Origin of the sequence: Mycoavidus sp. B2-EB, assembly GCF_014218255.1 — a bacterium.
Classification (GTDB): Bacteria; Pseudomonadota; Gammaproteobacteria; order Burkholderiales; family Burkholderiaceae; genus Mycoavidus.
The window spans coordinates 1,210,014-1,229,066 of the sequence record NZ_AP021872.1 but is presented as its reverse complement, the minus strand read 5'-3'; the positions used below and the strand labels follow the sequence as shown (position 1 = coordinate 1,229,066).

The 19,053-nt window shown below is 48.4% G+C and carries 16 protein-coding genes; 1 reads left to right on the top strand and 15 read right to left on the bottom strand.

The window, feature by feature from the left end:
- The first annotated feature begins 76 nt into the window (after positions 1-76).
- Positions 77-1,501, top strand: coding sequence for a 2-hydroxycarboxylate transporter family protein (locus MPB2EB_RS05400; protein ID WP_185181342.1), 1,425 nt, complete (start codon positions 77-79; stop codon positions 1,499-1,501).
- A gap of 186 nt (positions 1,502-1,687) precedes the next feature.
- On the opposite strand, the gene MPB2EB_RS05395 is transcribed toward MPB2EB_RS05400, so the two are convergent.
- The 15 genes from MPB2EB_RS05395 to MPB2EB_RS05325 all read right to left on the bottom strand — a co-directional run bounded on the left by MPB2EB_RS05395 (position 1,688) and on the right by MPB2EB_RS05325 (position 19,043).
- Positions 1,688-2,602, bottom strand: coding sequence for a hypothetical protein (locus MPB2EB_RS05395; protein ID WP_185181341.1), 915 nt, complete (start codon positions 2,600-2,602; stop codon positions 1,688-1,690).
- 333 nt (positions 2,603-2,935) lie between these two features.
- Complete coding sequence (locus MPB2EB_RS05390; protein ID WP_185181340.1) at positions 2,936-3,967, bottom strand: hypothetical protein; 1,032 nt, start codon at positions 3,965-3,967, stop codon at positions 2,936-2,938.
- Between the two features lie 344 nt (positions 3,968-4,311).
- Entirely contained in the window at positions 4,312-5,355 is a 1,044-nt protein-coding gene (locus MPB2EB_RS05385; RefSeq protein ID WP_185181339.1) for a hypothetical protein, read from the bottom strand.
- 171 nt (positions 5,356-5,526) lie between these two features.
- Positions 5,527-6,732 carry a conjugal transfer protein TraB gene (locus MPB2EB_RS05380; RefSeq protein WP_185181338.1) on the bottom strand — a complete coding sequence of 402 codons (1,206 nt, stop codon included), beginning with the start codon at positions 6,730-6,732 and terminating at the stop codon, positions 5,527-5,529.
- A 73-nt stretch (positions 6,733-6,805) separates the two neighbouring features.
- Positions 6,806-7,993, bottom strand: a complete 1,188-nt coding sequence (locus MPB2EB_RS05375) for a hypothetical protein (RefSeq protein ID WP_185181337.1) — start codon at positions 7,991-7,993, stop codon at positions 6,806-6,808.
- A gap of 29 nt (positions 7,994-8,022) precedes the next feature.
- On the bottom strand, positions 8,023-8,586 hold the full coding sequence (locus tag MPB2EB_RS05370) for a type 4 pilus major pilin (protein WP_185181336.1): 564 nt from the start codon (positions 8,584-8,586) through the stop codon (positions 8,023-8,025).
- Between the two features lie 72 nt (positions 8,587-8,658).
- Entirely contained in the window at positions 8,659-9,816 is a 1,158-nt protein-coding gene (locus MPB2EB_RS05365; RefSeq protein WP_185181335.1) for a hypothetical protein, read from the bottom strand.
- On the bottom strand, positions 9,786-11,705 hold the full coding sequence (locus tag MPB2EB_RS05360) for a GspE/PulE family protein (RefSeq protein WP_185181334.1): 1,920 nt from the start codon (positions 11,703-11,705) through the stop codon (positions 9,786-9,788). The genes MPB2EB_RS05365 and MPB2EB_RS05360 overlap by 31 nt, the downstream gene beginning before the upstream one ends.
- Before the next feature lie 25 nt (positions 11,706-11,730).
- A complete protein-coding gene (locus MPB2EB_RS05355) occupies positions 11,731-12,246 on the bottom strand; it encodes a hypothetical protein (protein WP_185181333.1) in 516 nt (171 codons plus the stop codon).
- 34 nt (positions 12,247-12,280) lie between these two features.
- Complete coding sequence (gene pilO2, locus MPB2EB_RS05350) at positions 12,281-13,588, bottom strand: type 4b pilus protein PilO2 (protein WP_185181332.1); 1,308 nt, start codon at positions 13,586-13,588, stop codon at positions 12,281-12,283.
- Entirely contained in the window at positions 13,588-15,330 is a 1,743-nt protein-coding gene (locus tag MPB2EB_RS05345; RefSeq protein WP_185181331.1) for a hypothetical protein, read from the bottom strand. Before MPB2EB_RS05345 ends, pilO2 begins: the two co-directional genes overlap by 1 nt.
- A 16-nt stretch (positions 15,331-15,346) precedes the next feature.
- Positions 15,347-16,120 (bottom strand): TcpQ domain-containing protein, encoded by a 774-nt coding sequence (locus tag MPB2EB_RS05340; protein WP_185181330.1) that lies wholly within the window; start codon positions 16,118-16,120, stop codon positions 15,347-15,349.
- Complete coding sequence (locus MPB2EB_RS05335; RefSeq protein WP_185181329.1) at positions 16,117-17,391, bottom strand: TrbI/VirB10 family protein; 1,275 nt, start codon at positions 17,389-17,391, stop codon at positions 16,117-16,119. Before MPB2EB_RS05335 ends, MPB2EB_RS05340 begins: the two co-directional genes overlap by 4 nt.
- Positions 17,392-18,318, bottom strand: a complete 927-nt coding sequence (locus MPB2EB_RS05330; RefSeq protein ID WP_185181328.1) for a TrbG/VirB9 family P-type conjugative transfer protein — start codon at positions 18,316-18,318, stop codon at positions 17,392-17,394.
- Positions 18,315-19,043, bottom strand: a complete 729-nt coding sequence (locus MPB2EB_RS05325; RefSeq protein WP_185181327.1) for a VirB8/TrbF family protein — start codon at positions 19,041-19,043, stop codon at positions 18,315-18,317. The genes MPB2EB_RS05330 and MPB2EB_RS05325 overlap by 4 nt, the downstream gene beginning before the upstream one ends.
- Positions 19,044-19,053 lie beyond the last annotated feature (10 nt).

The following is a 19,053-nucleotide window of genomic DNA, read 5'->3' as shown; positions in this document are numbered from 1 at the left end:
ATATGGCCTGTCGCTATCAAAAAGAGAAGAGACCACACATCCTTCAACTGTAATGATTGGCGTAAAAGGAGCGTTTATGGAATCTCAATCCAAAATGCATTGGGTGCATATTTGTCGTGCGTATCTAATGCGTTCTAAATTATTTCGCTGTCAGACAAAGCTGATTTTATATAAAGGCTTGCCGGTCTCTAAAAGCGACTTTTATACGCTATGGCCGCACCCTTGGTCAGCCCTCGGCCTAAGGCTTTTACAGTTTCGTATTGGGATCATGCCATTGCCTCTATATTGCGCTATTTTTGCTTGCTTATGCGCTTTCCTCATTTGGGGCACGTTGCCTAGTGAAATTTCGGTGATGTTTGCTACGCTCGCCGTGCTGGGCTTTACATGCGCCGAATTGGGCGCGCGCCTACCCGGTTTGCGCCGTATTGGTGGGCCTGTGCTGGTGACACTCTTACTCCCTTCAGGCCTAGTGTATTACCAGTGGATACCTACCGATTTAGTGCGCTCAATTAGTGAGTTTTGGCATGCAACGAATATCCTTTATTTGTTTACCGCCGCCATTATTGTGGCGAGCTTGCTTAGTATGGAGCGGCGGTTGCTGATTCAAGGTTGCGCTAAAATTTTTATGCCACTGGCGGCAGGTTCGATTGCTGCGGCATTAGTCGGTACTCTGACTGGCTTAGCGTTTGGTTTAAGTGCATATGATACGTTTTTCTATTTAGTGGTTCCGATTATGGCGGGTGGCCTCGGTGAAGGAGCGATTCCGTTAACATTAGGCTATGCAGCGATTTTACAGGTACCGCAACCTCAGCTTTTTGCACAAGTTGTGCCGCCAGTGGTGCTGGGCAATTTGATGGCCATTATCTGTGCTGCTTTATATCATCAGTTTGGTGCGCGTTATCTGCGCTATAGCGCAGAAGGCCCTACATTATTGTCTGGCGCTTCAGCTCGCAAAAGCAAGCTGCCGCTTATTTCGGTTGAGCCGTTAGCAGAAGCGGGCATGGTTGCATTGGGTCTATACATGATTGGGCTGGTTGTGCATCAATGCACGGCATGGCCCGCGACGATTGTGATGCTGTGCTTAGCTGTAGGCGTTAAATTGACGCGTATGGTGTCGCCTAAATTGGAATATGGTGCGCAGATGATGCACCATTTTTTTTGCCGTGCGGTAGCCTATCCATTATTGTTTGGCATCGGATTGACGCTGACGCCGTGGAAAGGATTGCTTGCAGCGCTTACGCTAGCGAATTGCGTCACGATTATGGCGACTGTATTGACGTTAACGACGGTAGGTTTTGTGGTGGGACGCTGGGTTGGCTTGCATCCGGTTGAAAGCGCGGTGATCAATGCCTGTCATAGTGGCATGGGTGGGATTGGTGATATGGCGATCCTTACTGCGGCTGATCGCATGCGTTTAATGCCATTTGCTCAATTGGCAACGCGCATTGGCGGGGCCTTGAGCGTGCTATTAGCGCTTATTTTGCTGGCTCAAATAACGTAAATGGCAACTTTATAAAGGTGAGGGAAGCATGAAAATGCAAGAGGATAGGTGATTTAGGATGAATCACTAGCTCTATTGATAGAGGTTAGCGAGAGCGTCTCTACCGTCCTGATTTTTGGAGTTTCAATGTATTTAATGATTTTTATTATATTTATTTTAGTATTATTCAGATTTTTATTAGGTTTTTTATATAGATAAAATGCTTTTTAAGTGTGAAAGAAGATTCCTTTTGCTAGTCTGTTGTATATCCCATTTTGGGTGAGTCGAAAGGAATGGTTCGACTTTTTCTTGGATGGCGCGATATTTTTGAAGATCTTGCATTGATATTTTATCAAAGGTTCGCGGAGCTTCGCCTTTAATTTGATAGCGTGTGCTTGGATCTTTAGCTCCAACTCGTTCATCGCGATATGTTTTAGCATTAAGTGTATTTGCGTAAAGAGATTCGATTAATTCACGGCCTACATTGGGCGCAGATTTTCGGGCTAAGTATTGATTAACAAAGCTAGTATTGACAATTTCATACTCTTGTTCAAAGAGTGCTTCTATTGACTCAGGCGCTGGCGTTGACGCTGGGTATGTCAGGGTTATTTGCGGGTCTGTCTTCAGATTATATCGAGATTGCTTAAGGGTATAGGCGGCTCCGTAAATAGGCCATGCGTCTACAACAACAGTGTTGGTTTCCCCCCATTCAGGGACTCTCGGATCACCAATCAATGTGTAGGCGTGGTCTTGTTTTAGATCCGCCATACTGAATAAGGGGGCCTTTAGCCCTTGAGTTGTGAGTATGCCAAAAGCTATAGCATTCATTTCATCACAATTTCCAGCTTGATGTTGCATTGCATATTTTATTTTTCGTTCGATTTTTCCTGTTGGACTGCTATCTGCTGAACTTTCTTTTGCTGCTTTTCGAATTGACTCTCGACACATCTTGCTGCGTACTCTACTTTCTCCTTCTGTGTCAAGTATGCTAAATAATTGATTGCCAGAGCCATAATGCAGAATAGCATTAACTTCCGCAATAACCTCTGTACAAATATCTAAATGCTCCATGGTTTCTTTTGAAACTATTTCAGTTTTATTGCGATATTTCTTTAGGTTCAATTTTAAATCTCTTGGGTTTAATGCTTGATGGAGATTAGTTGGCCTAGGAGGGATATTGGATAATGTAGTGGGCTCAGGCGAGGAATGCCTTGTCCTGGATCTTTTCTAGAGTAAATAAGACGAGAGAGATCACTCCTATTTCTATAAACATAACCGTTGTTCATATTATTAAATCCTACTTAATTTTATCTTGGGATAGGTAATTCTGATTGGGCGGAGGATATTTATATGTTCAGATGCGAAGACAGGTATAGTTAATACGCTTAGTACAGTTCTTCTTACTTAAGAATCTCATTTTTTCAAGTTTTATGATTTGAAAAAGCTAATTTTAAATTAGAAATTCCACTTAGGATGTTGTTCCAGAAAGGTGTCTGCTGTTTTAAGAGTAGATTTTTGTTCTTGAAGAAATTCAATGGGTATTTCATCGAAGGTTTGCGAGACCCCATTATTATCTTTGTATATCGTACTTGGATCTTTAGTCCCAACCCGCTCATCTCGGCATAACTCAGGGGGCGAGGTCTCATAAAAATACTCAAGAAGATCATCGCCTACATTAGGATATCCCTGCTTTTCTGCGAATAAATCAATCTCCGCTATATGAACTGTGCGCGGCCTTTCTCCGAAGAGCGTTGCGATCGAATTGGGGGCAGGTGTTGATGGCGGATGTTGAAAAAATATATCCGGTTCAGGGTTTAAAATACTAGCTTGTCTTAGCGTATAGACGGTTCCAAAAGGATGCCAAGCATCTACGACGACCGTATTCTTAGTTCCCCATGTGGGATCTTTGGGGTCGCCAATGAGTGTATAAAAGTGATCTCGATCATGATCAAATGCACTTAATATGGGTGCCGATAAATTTTGGGTGGTGAGGAGACTGAACGTTATCGCTTCCATGGCATCGCAGTTTCCAGCTTTAAATCGAATTGCGCGCTCGGCTATTTGTTTGATTTGCTGGATCGGCTCCTCTGGTTTTGGATTTTGTTCAAATAGATAGCTGCTTATATAAGAGCGTATTGCACTTTCGCCTTTTGTGCTGACGATATTAAACAGTTGGTTGCCTGCTCCATAGGGCATTAGACGTTTGGTTTTTGTCACGACTTCAGAAGCGATGTTTAAGTGCCGAAGGGTTTGATTTTTGACGCTCTCAGTTTTATGCTGGTACTCGTTTACTTTTAAATCAGAGTGGGTAAATTCTTGGTGTAATTTAAATTTTTTAGGCTGATGGTTTAGCCGGGTTAGTGTAGAGCGAACCTTAGATACCCTACTGTAAGTTGGCGTATGAGGTATGTCTTGCCCTGTTTGTGCAGAAAGATCATGGTGAGAGATTAGATTAATATCATTTTCTAAATGAAATTTTTTATACATATTAAAAACCCTACGTACTTGTCTCGTTTCAATAACATAGAATTTTAATAGAAAATAGAAATTTTTTTGTATTGGTGCGAAGGTATGGCGTATAAACTGAATGCCATTTATAGATTGGTTGCTCTTAATATTCAAGTTTCATATGATAAACTAAAGTCTAAAGTTTGGTACTTGCCTACCAATTTATTGGCCTTGCTTTTCTTGCTATAGTTCTTAAAAATTCTGAATGGGTTCTAAGAAATATTTTTCATTGGTTTAAAATGTACGGGGAAATTTAAATCTGGCAGATTTAGCATAAAAACTTACTGAAAAATAGTAAACTCAATCTTGACTTGCCGCGCCCCTCAATCGGGGAGAGCAGCAAGAAATCGATCGACATTTTTCTGAATAACGATATGTTTGTTAAGTTCTTGCTCTGATATATCGTCAAAGGTACGTGCCTGACTTCCGTCTGTATAAAGTGTGCTTGGATCTTTAGTCCCAATCCGTTCATCTCGGAGGTATCCTGAGTTAAAGTCGTCATAACAATGTTCAATAAGCTCATCACCCACAGGAGGAAGATTGCTATCAACTAAATATTGATCGATAGAAACTGTACCAAGATTTGGGCATTCTTCTCGGAAAAATCTATCTACCGAGTCGGGCGATGGCGTAGATGCTGGATATTGGAGAGTGACCCTTGGATTAGAATCTAGGTTATATGATGCTTGTTTTAATGTATAAGCAGTCTTAAAAGGAAACCAGGCATCTACAACTACGGTATTTTGCGTTCCCCATTTATGATCTCTGGGGTCACCAATAAGCGTATAAGCATGGTTCCGTATACCATCAGCGAAAGTCAATATTGGTGCCGGAAGACCTTTGGTTATAAGTAAGTGATGAGCCATTATTGACATTTCGGAGCAATTTCCAGCCTGATATTGGGGAGTAAGGTATACAGTTAATCCAGTCTCGATCATTGATTGGAGTGATTCGTCATGCATCTGGTAATTTTTCATTATTTCATCGATTTTATCCTGAAGCATATCGCAACGTACGTCACTTTCGCCTTTTGTTGCAACGACATTAAGCCACTGATTTCCTGCCCCATAGGGTATTAAACGATCGACAGCTTGTATCGTTTTCGAAGCGATGTCTAGGTGTTGAAGTGTTTGCGTGTCGACATACTCGGTTTTATATTGATACTGATCTATATCCAGATAAGAGGGAGGGTATTCTTTATGTAATTTATAGGTTCTGGGTTGTTTGCTTAGTGGTATGCGAGGGGGCGAATTATATATTGTTCGGTGGGATGGGGTAAAACGGGATGCTGGCTGTTCGGATTGTGGATAGGAACTGCTGCGAGACAGTGCATCAGCATTATTTCTTGAGTAATAATCTTTATACATATTAAAATATCTTCGGGGCTTATTTATTGAATTAGATCAGGATTTTAATTAGGAGAAGAGAGTTTATTGGCGTGGATGCGAAAATTAGATGCATAAAATGAAGGCCGCGCTAGGTGTATCAAACAATTGCTGAGGCTTCGAAAAAATTTGAGTATGTTGAAATGAGCCGGCTTAGCGATTAGTCGATCTTAATAATGGAACCCCAACTAGCCGAGCTAAAGAGTGGATGCTTTGTTGCTGGATTTTGGCTGTGGCTAAATCACTGTTAAACCATTGATTTGAGAGGCTGATTAGGAGGTCCGGAGAGATGAAAAATAGGCGCCAATGCGGCCACCACAAAAAATCCTCATAACAAATGGAAAGCGCTGCTTGTAGGCCGTCAAGTTTGAGATAGGGCTGTGTCAATTTACCTGTTACGGCGCTGATTTTTGCGCCTGGGCGCCATAAGCCGATAGGCATGGGCATGCGGCTATCTAATTGAGCTGGGTTGTGTCCGAGTGCTAATACGCTATTGGTGTAGCGGAGCGGTATTGCTTGTTTGAGAATATCAGCACCGAGTAAGAAGGTTTGGCCTTGGTAGGCTGCTTGGCGTATCTGTTTGTGCCACCCCCACGCCAGCGCTGGATGCCAGAGCCCGACAATTTCTTCCGGCAGCACAATAATCTTTATGGCGGGCTGCGCGAGGGCTTGGGAGAGCGTGTTTTGTACTTGTTCAGTGCGCTTAAATAATGCAGCTAGTGTGCTTTGATCAAGGCGGCCAAATTGTAAATCAAGCGCTTGCCATCCACTGGGTATGGTTGGGGGTATTTCATTTTTATGTGCGTTTAGAACCATGCAGGCTACGCATAAAATAAGCCATATCATTTTATTACGGCCTAGGTTTGCCGCCATTAGGCAAAGAGTTCCGATGCCGAGTAATAAGCCTAATCCACCCCAGCCAGGATAGAGTGCGCTGCTGATATGCAGGGGGGAGAGCCAGCCAATGATGCCAAGCGGGGGGATCTGAGTGAACAAGAGTGCGCTGAATGTAAGGATGAGCGTTTTTGACGCAGAGGTGTGAGAGGCTGGGTGGAATAACATCCATGGGATAGAAAGCAAGGCCGCCTGGGTTAACCAAAAGCCTCCGCCAAGCAGATAACCCAAGTTCGCCGGCAACTCATTATGGCCGCTGAAAAACCGCGCGCACATGCATGGGATGTCACGTGCCCCAGTCAGGTAATAGCTGATCCAAAGTGCGGCTGCCTGCTGGGGTGTCTGTGTTTTGCGCCAGAGCCATGGTAAGAGCGCTAAGCTGGCTAGCCAGTGGCCTGGAAACCAGGCTAGAAGCGCAATGGTGGTGCCCGCCAGGCTGTAATGGATTAAGCGAGGCGGTTGCATGCGCTGAGGAGGGGCGGTGAGGGGCAAGAGCGCTCAACTCAAGTCAGCTGTTTGAGTCTTGGCTAGGACATTTTTACATTGCCATAAACCAGACTTTTTCTGCGCCGTGGATGATGAAACATTCTCCTTGCATGATCGGCATCAGCGCACTATTTTTCCCTTGTCCATATTTGTCGCGCCTAGAGTCTTCGAAGCGCAGAACCCCGGACGTGTAGCCAGTCATATGCGTATTAAAATGTGAGGTCGCGAGCAGAAAGCCGCTGTCATGCACACATCCAGAGTAGGGATAATTTTGCCATCCTTTGAATTTTCTTGAGGTGGATGAGCACCAAGCGCCGCCTTGACAAGTCAAAATAAAACCCGATCGATCGATTGCCATAGCGCCATGCCCTTCATGGCACTCTTCTCCCGCTTCTTTAAAACGTGTAAGTTGTAGCTTTCGGGTAATCAGTTGGTTTTGCACCAAGATGTCATCGGCTTGGATCCGTTCTGTTGCAACGACTTTGGCATTACGAATCTCTTGTCCAGCGGCATTCATTGAGCCGCTTAATTGACGTGAGCCATCTAGTTTGTAAAATTGTGCAAGCTGCCAAGTTAAATTGCCGGCAACAACGCCCACGCGCGCTGCAAGCGTGCCAGGTACGGCGCCAAGAGGATTAGCTTGTCGCCATTTATGATCTAGCCCAACCAGTTGGTCGCCATGGGCGGGGGTAGAGAGGGCAGCATCTGCACCAGCAGATAATCTGGCTTGAGATAATAAATCGATCCGTAGTGCGCCTTCTTTGTCATGATAAGGGTGCTTAGAGTAGATGAGGCCAGTGATTGAACATGCTAAACCTGGACAGTTTTCTCGCTTGAGTTGGGTTGTGAAAGAGAGCCCGAGCGGGCTGCTATCAGCAAATGTGGGGAGCAGAAATTTAAGCGCGCGCAATTCAGCGACGGTGGGTTCGAGCGGATTGTTTACCTGAGGCATGGGACTGCCGCTAGCGAGTGTATCGTAGTGGGTTTGCACATAGTGATTGACGCCAGCTTGCAGCGCGTACAAATATTGGCCAGTCGCTTTTGCGAAAATTTGCGTAATCTCAGTTTGGACTTTATAGAAAGTCGCCACTATGCCAAGCGTGGAAAGGGTGATGGCTAAGGCGACATCAAGCGTGATAAAACCATGCCGACATCTGCAGCCTATATTGGGTACTCGTTGAGTGCGTTGGCGTGGACCGGCCGAGGGATGAATGAAAGGATGGGGTGTGAATGTTTTCATGGGATTGTTCAAGGATAAGGCGAGCCCTTTTAGCCGACCACCAGTGTCAGTGTATTGGCATCGCCTAGGCAGCGGATCTGTGCGGGATCAGGTTGGCCGCCAGGTGCTTTGACTTCGCTGGTATTAATGGTGAGCCGTGAGGCGCTGCGTGCCAGGGCCGTGACGAGGGGAAGACAGGCTATGTCTGGTAAATTGGTAATTTGGTATTGAACGGCATCGCCAGTTGTGTTGATTTGACTTGGCGTCACAGTCAGTACGCCATTGCCTGGTGATATGGTGACAGCGCCATGGTTATCTCTGAAGGAAGGCAAAGAGCGGAAAAAACCGCCTTGATGTAAAGCGGTATTGTTAATGGCTTGATAATTCCCGGAATAAGCTGTTCGCACACTGCCAATCAGATTGTTAAGATCCATTGCCAGAGTATTGGCGTGCGTGACTTGGCTATTGGTGGAAAAATAAACCAGGGTGCTGACTAGGCCAAAAGAGATGAGCAAGAGCACTAAGCCATATTCAGCCATTAAAGAGCCGCGCTGATGGCTATTTTGCGTGGCGCCCTGTAATCTGTTTGAGGGGGGGAGTGGATGTGTCTTCATCGTGGTGATCCAGGTTGAATAAATTAAATGAAAAAGGAATGAGGTCGTTAACCGTGTGGGGATTCTGACAAATTAGGGGCTCTGCATGATGTGTTGCAGGGTGGCTGATGCTTGGAATTCGTGAATCATCCCAAGTAGTCCAAAATACAGTCCCATCATGCCTGCTACGGTTAAAAATGAGACGCTATAGCGAATTAATGTGGCGCTTCTTTTAATGCGCCTTGGGGTTTCGCGCAGAATGTGCTGAGAGACGTTAAGTAAGGCGCTATCGAGTTTTTGGTATTCGCTCAGGTCTTGCAAGCGGTACTGGAATTCACGCTTGAGGATGCCGGTGGAAAATGCTTCGCCACCACGATTGGGGATCTCCTCAAAATTGCGTGAAATGCGCTCAATATGTTGAGCCAGCCAAGTCGATGCATGGGGCTTAATGCGTGATAAGGCTTCGTGGATGCTCATTGTGCGTTCGCCGATTTTCTGTGTGATTGAGGACAGGGTGGCTAAAAATAGCGCACCCGAAAAATCTCGATATAAGGTGTAAAAGATGATGTGTTGGTCAAGCCATCCTCGACAGCGACCCGTATAGTTTTTGATTGACCAAGAGCCCCATAGCAAGGCCGCTAAAAGTAGGGCGAGCCAAGCTGGGCCCACGCTGCGGATCGTCGTTGCGAAAACATGATAGGTCTGCGCGATGGGACCATAAAAACGCCTATCGATATCCATCGCAGCTTCGATTTGCGGCACAATCCAATAGCCGATTAAGCCTAAAAAAATATGCGAAATAACCAGGCCAACGAGAGCGCTGGCATTAATTTCAAGAAATGAACGATGAGTGCTTTCAAGCGTTTCGAGATTGGCAGCTAGGGTGCGGAGTCCTATTTTAAGATCACCGGATTCTTCTGCAACGGCAAGCACAGTGGTTTCTTCAGGGGGGAGTGTAGGGGCTACAGCGCGTGAGAAACGGGCGGTTTCTTCAAAGCGAGTGAGCCAGTAAGCGCAAACTATGCCGACCGGTTCGTCTGGGTAGCGGAGGGCGTATTTTTGGAGAAATATGGCAAGGGTTTGCCCAGGTTGAGCATCGATTTGGCTAGCGAGATCATTATAGAATTCAGCCCGTTTTTTGCGAAAGCAGCGCTGGGCCCAGGCCAACCGTCGAGTGCGACGCGTTCTGCATGAGGTATATATGATCTGCCAGAATTGCTTCAGTTTGTTGGCGCAGAGTGGCGGAGGCATCGGGGGCTCCTCTGGTGCAGTTGTAGCTGCCGTTGATAGTGTATAAATGAACCAAATTTTGCTTCTATATCAAGCAGGTCGATCTCACCTTGTAAGGTTTTATAAAGAGCAATTTCGAGTGCGGATTTGCCCGTGGTCGATATGTTATCGAGTGGGGCCTTATGCAAGTTGTAAAGATATTGATGCAGCTCTAGATTTTTATGGGCACGCACCAATGCCAGCATTGGCCTGTCTAACTCGAACATTTCAGCGACTACCGTGCGTTGGTGTAGACCATTTAACTCGGGTAGTCCTTCGCGCTGGCAGTGTGCGCAGCCCGTTGGGTTGCGGCAAAACAGCTTATGTTTTAGTGTGTTATCGAAAAGCTCGAGTTTGAAGCAGCGAGTAATACGCGTAACATAGGCCGCTAGCCCTTCAGATGTGGCGAAGAGGTCTGACGCCGGAAAAATGTCTGCCAGTTGGGCCAGGTGGCGGGTTTGTGCGCTGGCTGAATGCATTAACTCAAATAGAGGTATTTTGCAATGTGAGCAGAGCGTGGGCAGCAGCGTTTGATAAACCAGTAAATTAAGAAAGCCGGGGGTCGCTAATACTTCACGTGGAATGCCGAGTTCGTGATCGGCTAGGCGGTCTACAATACCAAGCGCAGAAGGCGTATGCAACGTGCTTAAGGCGCGATGGCCTGATTCGGCAACATCGCGCAATAAAGCGGCGCTCGGCCGGTCCCGAATCTCACCAATCAAGCATACGTCTAGGTCGCCGCGTTTGAGCTGCCGTTTGATGGTTAGAAATGGATCGCTGCTATGCTCTTGCTCGCTGAGCGAGCGTGCGATCGAGACTTGAGAAACGCCGGGGATCAAATATTCAACGGGGTCTTCAATAGAAAATTTTTTAGCCCATTTGGGCATTTGCGCTAATACGGTTTGCAGTGTGGTCGATTTGCCAGAATTAACCACGCCCGCGACAATGGTTGCACCGCTTAAGCGAGCTATCGTGCGTCGCCACAGCGCCACTTGGTCAGGCAGATAGCCTAAATCCTCAAGTGAACGAATGGTTTGCGTGTTGCTTTGAAACAGCAAACGCAAAACCACATCTGTGCCGTTGACGAGCGGGAAAGTCGCTAAGCGGAAGAGGATGTTGCGCTCATCGATAGTGACCGGCACTTGGCATTGCTGCGCATAATTTTCGTTAAAGACGGATTCGGACACTGAATTGCCGCGGGAATAGATAATCGCGGCCATATCGGTCAAGTGGGCGGTGAACATATGGAATGCGGAGGGGCGGACCAGGCGTCCGGCGACTCTAAAGCCTATCGGCGAGCGTTCTTGTGCGCGCCGAATTTCCAGATGAATATCAGACGCGCCGTTAGCCATTGCAAAGCGCGCGGCGGTTAAAAAATGGGCCCATAATGCACTGTCATCGAGTTTTTTCGATGCGAGGCCTTTTATCTGACGATGGCTGTGTGGTTCGTTGCGCACTCGGCATAATTCAATCATTAGAGTGGGCGCTGCGACGTAATACAAAGGGTCCGCTGGGGTATAACGCAGACTGAATTGGCGCACGATTTCTTCGGCTATATCTGAGCTCAGCATGTTCTCAAGCAAAATAAGAGCAAAGCGGCCGCGCTGCATTTTTTCTGTAGCGGATTCAATCAGGACTGGACAAATTTGGTTGCGTAAAGAGGGCTGAAGAGAGATTTCTTCATACAACGTGCGCACGAAATAGGGCAATTCATCAGGCAGGTTAATGACTGCCTTGGCCTGCGCGCCTGGTAATGGAGTGTAGAGCGCCTGAGGTGTCGGCGTGGGCCGGCTCGCGCGCCGGAAATGCAGAGAGGTATCGGTATCTGCCGAATTTGGGCTATTTTGTTTGGAGGTCAATTTAGAGCGCATGAGCACATTACTTTGAGATGAAGCATTAGTTGAAATTTGGTTTAAGTTCAGCTGCAGAGGGTAACCGGTTGATCGCCGCGGGAAGAGGGGCTAGATCGAGTTGCTGGGATGATGCTGAAGACATCGCAGGCAGCGCAATTCGCGTATCGAAAGCAAATGAAATAGAACGAATCCGGCCATTTGACGAGCGTAATTTAACGGCTTGTGGGTTGAGTTCGGTCACCTTATAGTCGCGTACGATTGCGCCAGCATAGAGTGGGTAGATGTGCTCCCCCCAAATCAGATAACCGCGATAATCAGGTGCAATACCAAACACGGCAATGTAGCGAGGCTGCTCGGTAGAGTTAGGCCGCATAGAATCAAACGGTGGCAGGTGCGGGGCCCTGGGTTGTTGGGTGGGCGCGGAGTATGTTTGACTCAATTCATTTTTTAGTTTTTGCAGTTTGAGTTGGCTTTCTAACTGCATGAGCTCGTTGATTGTAGGTCCGGTTTGAGCACTGGCAGCACTGAAGGCATTTAACCAATATAGTGAAATTGGCATGAGTCTCGCTAGGATATGGCGCTTGTATGATCGATTAGTCACGGGCATAAATATCTCCTTTAACCTGCAACATTAAGCTTGAGGCTTTGAGTGAAGTTGTGGGGTGAGAGTCTTGCAGTGTGAGAGAAAGTTGGGTGAGGCTGGCGCTGGCTGGGAAGGCTTCAAATAAAGCGATATTGTGCAGCGGCCCATGGATCTCCCAAGCTGCAGATTGGATTGAATCGAAGAGTGCGCTGGGCGGCATGCCTGCCGGTACGCCATAAGCACGGAAATTCTCAATCTTAGTTTCAGCGACTTGTTGCATGCGTTGTAATTGCGAAATGAAAGTTAAGCGAAGTGCGCGCTGGCTTGGCAAGTTAGGCAGATGTTGCTGTAGGCTCATGGTCGGAATGCTGGGCAGCGCCATGCTTACCTGTAAGTATTGATCGCTGACGGTGTCGATCAGCTCAGCTTCATGGTGTGTTGCCGCTTCGACAAAAGTCTGTGGCGTGGCTTGTGGTAGCTTGCGTTCGTAGTTCAATAAGCATTTTGGTGCAGGCAGATGTGCAGTACAGTCTATGCGGCGTAGATGCCAACCGCCTACGGTAAGCGGTAGCGCCTTTGCCCACTCAAACCAAGCGCTTATCGTGGCTGGCGCACTCAGCAATGGCTGATTGAGTGCAGTGCTGGACGGTACGGGTGGTTGGGCCGTAGCTAGCGTGGGCGCCGTGGTTGCGGCGCGTTTATTGTGCCAGTGCGTGTAGCCAGTATAGAGGGCGCTAGCCATACCTAGCGCTATGACTAGCCATAGCATATAGGGACGAAATACACTGCGCCGCGGCTGATACATACGGGAAGTCGGGCCCGCAAAGCGCGCTAATTCAGTTAATTGGAATGGGTTACAGTCTGCCAGCGCGACATTTCCGAGTAGCGTGTAGTCGTGGTCACCGCATAATTCTACAAACTGTTGAATGAGTTGAGTCAACTCTGCGCTAGACAACCCCACTTTATCAAAATTTTTGCCGCTCGCAGTCGCGCTTCCCCACGGCCGGCCGTGAAAAATCCCGCATAGCGAATGGGTCCCGGCTTGATCCCGGATGGCGAATAGTGCGTTTGGGCCGCAACCTGGCACGGTTGATAGGACATGCGCTGCGGCGTACACGGGTTGATGGCGCAGCGGGGTAGGCAAGATTCCGTGATACAGGCCGATGAGCGGTGTTGCGCCATCTTGCCAAATCAACGTTGCGTTGAGTTTATCCGCCTCAGTCAGAGCGAGCGCCTCGTAAGATTCTGTGGCGCTGAGCAAGGGCTTCCAGCATAGGCCAAAGGCCAGGTGTTTGCCGTTAATTGTAATGATATGCATTAAATATCATCCTGAATTATGGCCGATATGACAATCAGAGTTGTGCTGCGTTGACGGCTTGCGCTGGTTGACCCTCCGCTGAGCAAAGGCATCTGCTCACCGAGCGTTCTGCGCCGAAAATGATCATCAAAGCGCTCAAAGCCGGTAAGGACAATGGTCGTGCCGCTGCGTACGGTAGTGTGTAACATCGCTCCTTGGCGATCGATGTTAGGCAGTTGCACGGATTGGTTTTGCGGGCCTGCTCCAGCATCGAAACGATCGAGGCCGGTGAGCATCGAATCTTCAATCGAAAAGGTCAAGTCGACCGTATCTTTGCTGGTCGCATTGGGATAAATCAAGAGTTTTAAGCCGGTTGAGATCTGGCTGGTCTTAAGACCAGGCACACCCGGCGCGCCCCCTACCGTTGAACCTGCGGGCAAGGCTTCTGAGACGTAAGAAAAAGCATTGCCAATGTCATAGCTCATGGGTTGTCGGTTGCGAATTGTCAGCGGTAGTTCAGTCGACGATTGCACGCGCCCGATCTCGCTTAAAGCATGAATGATCGTTTTGGAGTTATTCAATGCCCCCGCTAGAATATTGAGATTCAAACCACTGGCATGAGAGCCCGCTAGTGAGATGGGTGAATGAGTTGTGAGTTTGAAATCAGGTAGCTTAGAGAGGGCCTGGGTGAGCGCCATATTCCAATCGATGCTAGCTGTGCCGGTGTCATGGGTGAGCACTTGGATTTTTTGTAGTTTAAGGAGTACACGTCGCGACAGGATATGAATTTCGCGGGTGATGATGTCATCCGCGCGTTCTACAACCTCTTTGGTGTCAGTGAGGGTGAGTGTACCTGTTGCCGCGTTGGTTGCAATCGAACCGGCACGCGTCATCAGTGTTTCGATGCTTTGACGCACTGAGTCAAGTTCATTAATCTGAGATGCTTCGCGCTTAGCTGTAGAGTTAGCGTAAGTATTTTGTGGCAGTAACGTAGCGTTAGTATTACTGGATTGAACCGTACTGCCCTGAAACGCAGTAGTGAAAGACATTTCTCCCGCTGAGCCAGGAAGTTGCCAGATTTTGGTGAGCATCCGGTAAAAACGAATCGCGCCGCGTACTTCATCATAGCGCCAGTTGATGGATAAGCGCGTGGCGATCAGATCGAGCATTTGATTCAGAGGTATTTCAGCCGGTTGAAACTCAACCTGAGGGAACGCGTCGAGCGGGCTTGCTGGATTTAAGCTGGCAAACCCTGGAGGGGGATGGTGTATGAATGGATTGGATCGTGCTGGGGCAAAAGGCGCACCTGCTTTATAAGGGGCGCTATGGGCTGTTTGCCGCTCGGCGTGAGCGCTTTGTGCGCGTGGCAAGAGCATTGAGGCGGAGAGGTAAACATCTGGCTCGATCTTAACTGGAATACCCGTTGCCAGGGTGATGCGTTCGGCGGCTAAATTCAAAGGGACCGTTTTTTCTGGGAACATCACGGCGGTTTTGACTCCTTTGCGCAGTGCATAAGGTAAGGTCACTTCGCGCGCGAGAGGTACGGGGTTGCCGACTAAATAAGGTAGATTGACTTCATCATTGACCGCGCTTTGCGGTTTGCCGTCATGCATCTGGGTCAAGAGTGTTGTGCGTAATCGTTGCGCTTTGGCTTGAGCCTGCTCGATGCTGGTGCGGGTTTTTTGTACGAGCTCAGGTGAGATGCAGCCACTTAAGATAAACCCGGCGAGCGTCACAAAAATGAGGTAGCAGAAATTTTGCATAGCGGATTTGGGAGGTTTACTGATGTGGGTTACAAACGGTTGTTTTACGCACCACGCGCACGACACGGTTCGCATAAAAGCACGGTTTAATCTGGTATTCGGTTAACGCTGTGCTGCCTAGTACGCGGCGTACGGCTTCCTTAAAATTACTGTGGCTTTGGTCTTCGGCTTGAATCGGAATATCATGGTTTACATCCCATACTAGATGCCAACTCTCTATTTGCGCCCAGCGCGTAAGGAGTTGCCGTAAATTTTCATCAGAGCGTTTGACTTGCCACAGCGTAGGGGCGGGCTTTTGCGATTCTGGTTGAGTTTTTGCAGGTATTTTGGCGGCGTTGGTGGGCAAAAATAGTGCCTGTGGCGCTACGGTTTTTACGGTTTTGGCAGGCCAAGCGGTCGCCATATGCAGTTTGGAATTTTTGCGCCAAGCCTGCGCGTGCTGCCGGCCTAGACGAAAATGCAAACGTGATTCAAGCTGGTTGAGCACAATGTAAGGCGATTCTACGCGCCAATGCAGCAGAATTTGCCCATCCGGTTTGTCAGCCAAAATGACGGGTGTAGGGAAGCCTTTGCGAAATTGTAAATAGAGTTTCTGGCCGTTATCAAAGACTTGGAGTGGAGCAACCTCCGGCGCTCCTGAGATATGCCAGTCGAAATGATAGGTTGTAGGCGTTTGCGTTTGGGGCTTAGACTCTTGGATCGGGGAAGCATACAGTCTTTGGCTTGAGTCGTATAAAAAGCTCAGTAGTAACGCAGGCATGATCAAAAGCGGCATAGATAAATTTTTCATAGAACGCCTTCGTAATTGGCAACTACAGCGGGAGGAAGCACCATATCGCGCGCGACCATAATGGTGATTTTTTCACCCGGCGACAAAGTGAGCGTAGGCTTAATGTTTTGGTGATGATCGAGCATGCGCCGCGCGATGTCCGAAAGTGTTTGTGCGGCGGTTTGAGAAAATGTTGAGGGCAATGCTGAGCCGCTAACGTTGATCGTCACATTAGGCGGTGCCGATGGTTGGCGGCCAGCCCAGGCCGCAATGCCTGCGACTAGAAAAGCCTGGCTGAATTGGCGCAGAAAATGGTGGTTTGCATGAGCGGGCAAGCCAGATGAGCCACTGCGGTCGGTGGCTGGGACACCGCTAATATCTAAGTAGGCTCCGCTCGGGAAATTCATGCGATTAAAGGCGATGAGCAAGCGGCTTTGACCCACTAACACATCGGCGTTACTGACTCCTACCAAAATAGTGCCACGCGGAATCACCTTGAAATGGCCGCGCACGCTGTCATAAATATCGCGTGTTACCATGGCGCGCACCGTCCCGGGCAGGTCGCTGTTGACACTTTGCAGGGTTACCACGGGGATCGGTTCGCCCATCATCAACAGATAAGGTGAGGCGGCGCTAGTTGGCATTAGAGGTTGGCTACTGGTGTATGTGTTTTGGTGGCGTAGCCAGTGTTCGTCACGACTGACTGCCGGGGCAGCACTAGCGTGCTGGTTGAGTAGTTGCTGCAAAGCCGGGTGAGTGTGGGGGGCAGCAAGAGGTGCGCTGGCTATGGGCGGCAACGGCGCAAGCGGGTTTGGATGCTCTGGATGATTCCCTAACACACGGCGCTCTTCCGCTTCGTAGACTGCCATATCCGTGTCTTCGTTAAGCGCGGCGCGGGCCCGTTCAAGAGTGAGTTTTTGTTCGTTGCTTAAAGGGGCAAAGGGGGTGTTTGGGGCGGGTATGTTATATGCCGGAGGTAGGGGAGGTGCGACCGATGGGGGGCCCTCGGGTTTGATTTTGTCTTGTTGTTTGGCGTGATAGGCGCGCTCGGCCTGTTGGCGTAAGGCCGAGCGTATATCGTTGGCGTTTCCAGCGGATTGCATCCGGTATTCAGCATGGTGTTGCAAGGTTTCTCGTTGCGCGGGGATTTGGGCTGTGCCAGTGAAGCGGCGCGTCATCACGATAACTAACATAGATAGCATTAATACCGTCAGTAATACTTGGACGAGATTGCGTTTAACGCGCTGGCTTTGGCGCGGTATGGAGGAATTCGAGAGGAAGGGAGGCGCCATTTAATGTTCCCACAAATGATTGATTTGTGTACCTGTCGAGCACCCCCAAAAACTGCAGGCCCGGCGTTGGTTGTGATAGATGCGGACTTCATCTTTGCCGAGTTTGAGCAATGCGCCATGCTCAAGCATTTGCCGGATGACAAAATAATCGCCCTGCACCATGAAATTAGCCAACTCCACTGCACCATCTTGAGCCAACATAAAAATGGCTGGAATTTCTTGAGTAGCGGGCATTTTTAGCCAAGTGAAGCGACCATCGTCAAAGACTGCAAGCGGCTTGAATGGCGCTTTACCTTTAACGGTATAGTCAAAATTGGCGCGCTCCAAATTGAACGGCAGCTGCGTACTTGTCTGATGAGATGGGTTGCTTGGGGCCATTTCAGACAAGCGGGCGGGTGAGGGTTTTTTGGGCAGTTTGGCGTTATTTTCTGCGTTATTCGTGGTTTCAGGCGTAAATCCATCTAGGGGATCGCTTTCATGATGTTGCCAAGATACGCGTTGATAATATTGATCTGCATTTTGTTTGAGCATCAACTCATAACGACGTTTGTTCGTGATAATGGTGGCTGTATTCGCAAGCCCCGCTAGCTTGGGCTGGATAAAAAAGTCGCGCCGCGTCACGGCGGTTTTACGATGCCAGCTTTTAGGGTCGGCTAGATAGATGCCAATGATTGTTTCATCTTCTTCAAACTCAAGATGCGTGAGCCGTCCGGTTTGCGTCAAAATTGGATAGGTGTAGTCTGGGTCGTACGGATATACGACTAATTTAGGATCAAGCGTTGCCGGTTCGGCCCGCATGAGCTCTGGCGGTGAGCTTGGAATCGCCGGATGGGTTTTTGCGGCGTGTGTGGTGCTCAGGAGTAGCGCCGTTAATAATGCGACGAGCGGCGAGTAAAGAGATCGCTTGCTATGCTGGAGCAATTTCATGATGCGGATTGAGTTGAAGGGCTGGGACCGTAATAGGGGGTGAGCGTGAAGTGGGTCACCATTAGGCCGATTGGATTGGTTCGCCGTTGCTGTTCGTCAAGGCGTTCGGGGGCTAGGATGAGATTCGCCGTTAACATTTTTTGCGCGCGGTTTGTCTCAATGCCATCGATCCGTTCAATGAGCGTTAGGACCATATAGGCGACCCCTCCTTCTTTAGCATATGAAGTCGAGTTTTCTACTATTTCTCGGGTTAGGCCAGGCTGCTTGGCGATCCGCTCGGCGACGCGATCAGTCTGCGCAAAATATTCAGTGAAAACCTTGGTTGCTGCGCCGATTGTCCAGGCCGCCGCGGCGGGTATATCGTTTTCTTGAGTTTGCTTTTGATCTGGCTTGATCGAAAGCATATGAGTTGCCCAAATGCGCAGAAAATAGGTGATATTGGCGGCAGTGGGTGTAAATTGTTGGGCCACTCGAGAAGACAAATAAACCGCTCCAGAAGCTTCATCATGTTCGATAAAATAAGGTCGTGGGCCAGCGTTTTTGAGGAGTTGCATCAGTGCAATGGCTTCAATTAAGGCCAATATGAAAAATCCTGTTGCGGCTAAGCGTGCCCATTTGGCATTCAGTAGCGGCTTCTGAAAATAAGCAAACCAGGCATGGTTGGCGGCTAATGTTGCGCCAGGATGAGGGGTGTCTGTCTGAGAGGACTGTTTTGAAAAGGGCATCGTGGCGAAG

What these genes read in the sequence shown, in the direction of transcription:
- MPB2EB_RS05385 (WP_185181339.1), bottom strand. Translation starts at nt 5,355, where the DNA reads ATGTATAAAGATTATTACTCAAGAAATAATGCTGATGCACTGTCTCGC.
- MPB2EB_RS05400 (WP_185181342.1), top strand. Translation starts at nt 77, where the DNA reads ATGGAATCTCAATCCAAAATGCATTGGGTGCATATTTGTCGTGCGTAT.
- pilO2 (WP_185181332.1), bottom strand. Translation starts at nt 13,588, where the DNA reads ATGCATATCATTACAATTAACGGCAAACACCTGGCCTTTGGCCTATGC.
- MPB2EB_RS05375 (WP_185181337.1), bottom strand. Translation starts at nt 7,993, where the DNA reads ATGAAAACATTCACACCCCATCCTTTCATTCATCCCTCGGCCGGTCCA.
- MPB2EB_RS05335 (WP_185181329.1), bottom strand. Translation starts at nt 17,391, where the DNA reads ATGGCGCCTCCCTTCCTCTCGAATTCCTCCATACCGCGCCAAAGCCAG.
- MPB2EB_RS05340 (WP_185181330.1), bottom strand. Translation starts at nt 16,120, where the DNA reads ATGAAAAATTTATCTATGCCGCTTTTGATCATGCCTGCGTTACTACTG.
- MPB2EB_RS05380 (WP_185181338.1), bottom strand. Translation starts at nt 6,732, where the DNA reads ATGCAACCGCCTCGCTTAATCCATTACAGCCTGGCGGGCACCACCATT.
- MPB2EB_RS05330 (WP_185181328.1), bottom strand. Translation starts at nt 18,318, where the DNA reads ATGAAATTGCTCCAGCATAGCAAGCGATCTCTTTACTCGCCGCTCGTC.
- MPB2EB_RS05370 (WP_185181336.1), bottom strand. Translation starts at nt 8,586, where the DNA reads ATGAAGACACATCCACTCCCCCCCTCAAACAGATTACAGGGCGCCACG.
- MPB2EB_RS05390 (WP_185181340.1), bottom strand. Translation starts at nt 3,967, where the DNA reads ATGTATAAAAAATTTCATTTAGAAAATGATATTAATCTAATCTCTCAC.
- MPB2EB_RS05325 (WP_185181327.1), bottom strand. Translation starts at nt 19,043, where the DNA reads ATGCCCTTTTCAAAACAGTCCTCTCAGACAGACACCCCTCATCCTGGC.
- MPB2EB_RS05355 (WP_185181333.1), bottom strand. Translation starts at nt 12,246, where the DNA reads ATGCCAATTTCACTATATTGGTTAAATGCCTTCAGTGCTGCCAGTGCT.
- MPB2EB_RS05365 (WP_185181335.1), bottom strand. Translation starts at nt 9,816, where the DNA reads ATGCCTCCGCCACTCTGCGCCAACAAACTGAAGCAATTCTGGCAGATC.
- MPB2EB_RS05360 (WP_185181334.1), bottom strand. Translation starts at nt 11,705, where the DNA reads ATGCGCTCTAAATTGACCTCCAAACAAAATAGCCCAAATTCGGCAGAT.
- MPB2EB_RS05345 (WP_185181331.1), bottom strand. Translation starts at nt 15,330, where the DNA reads ATGCAAAATTTCTGCTACCTCATTTTTGTGACGCTCGCCGGGTTTATC.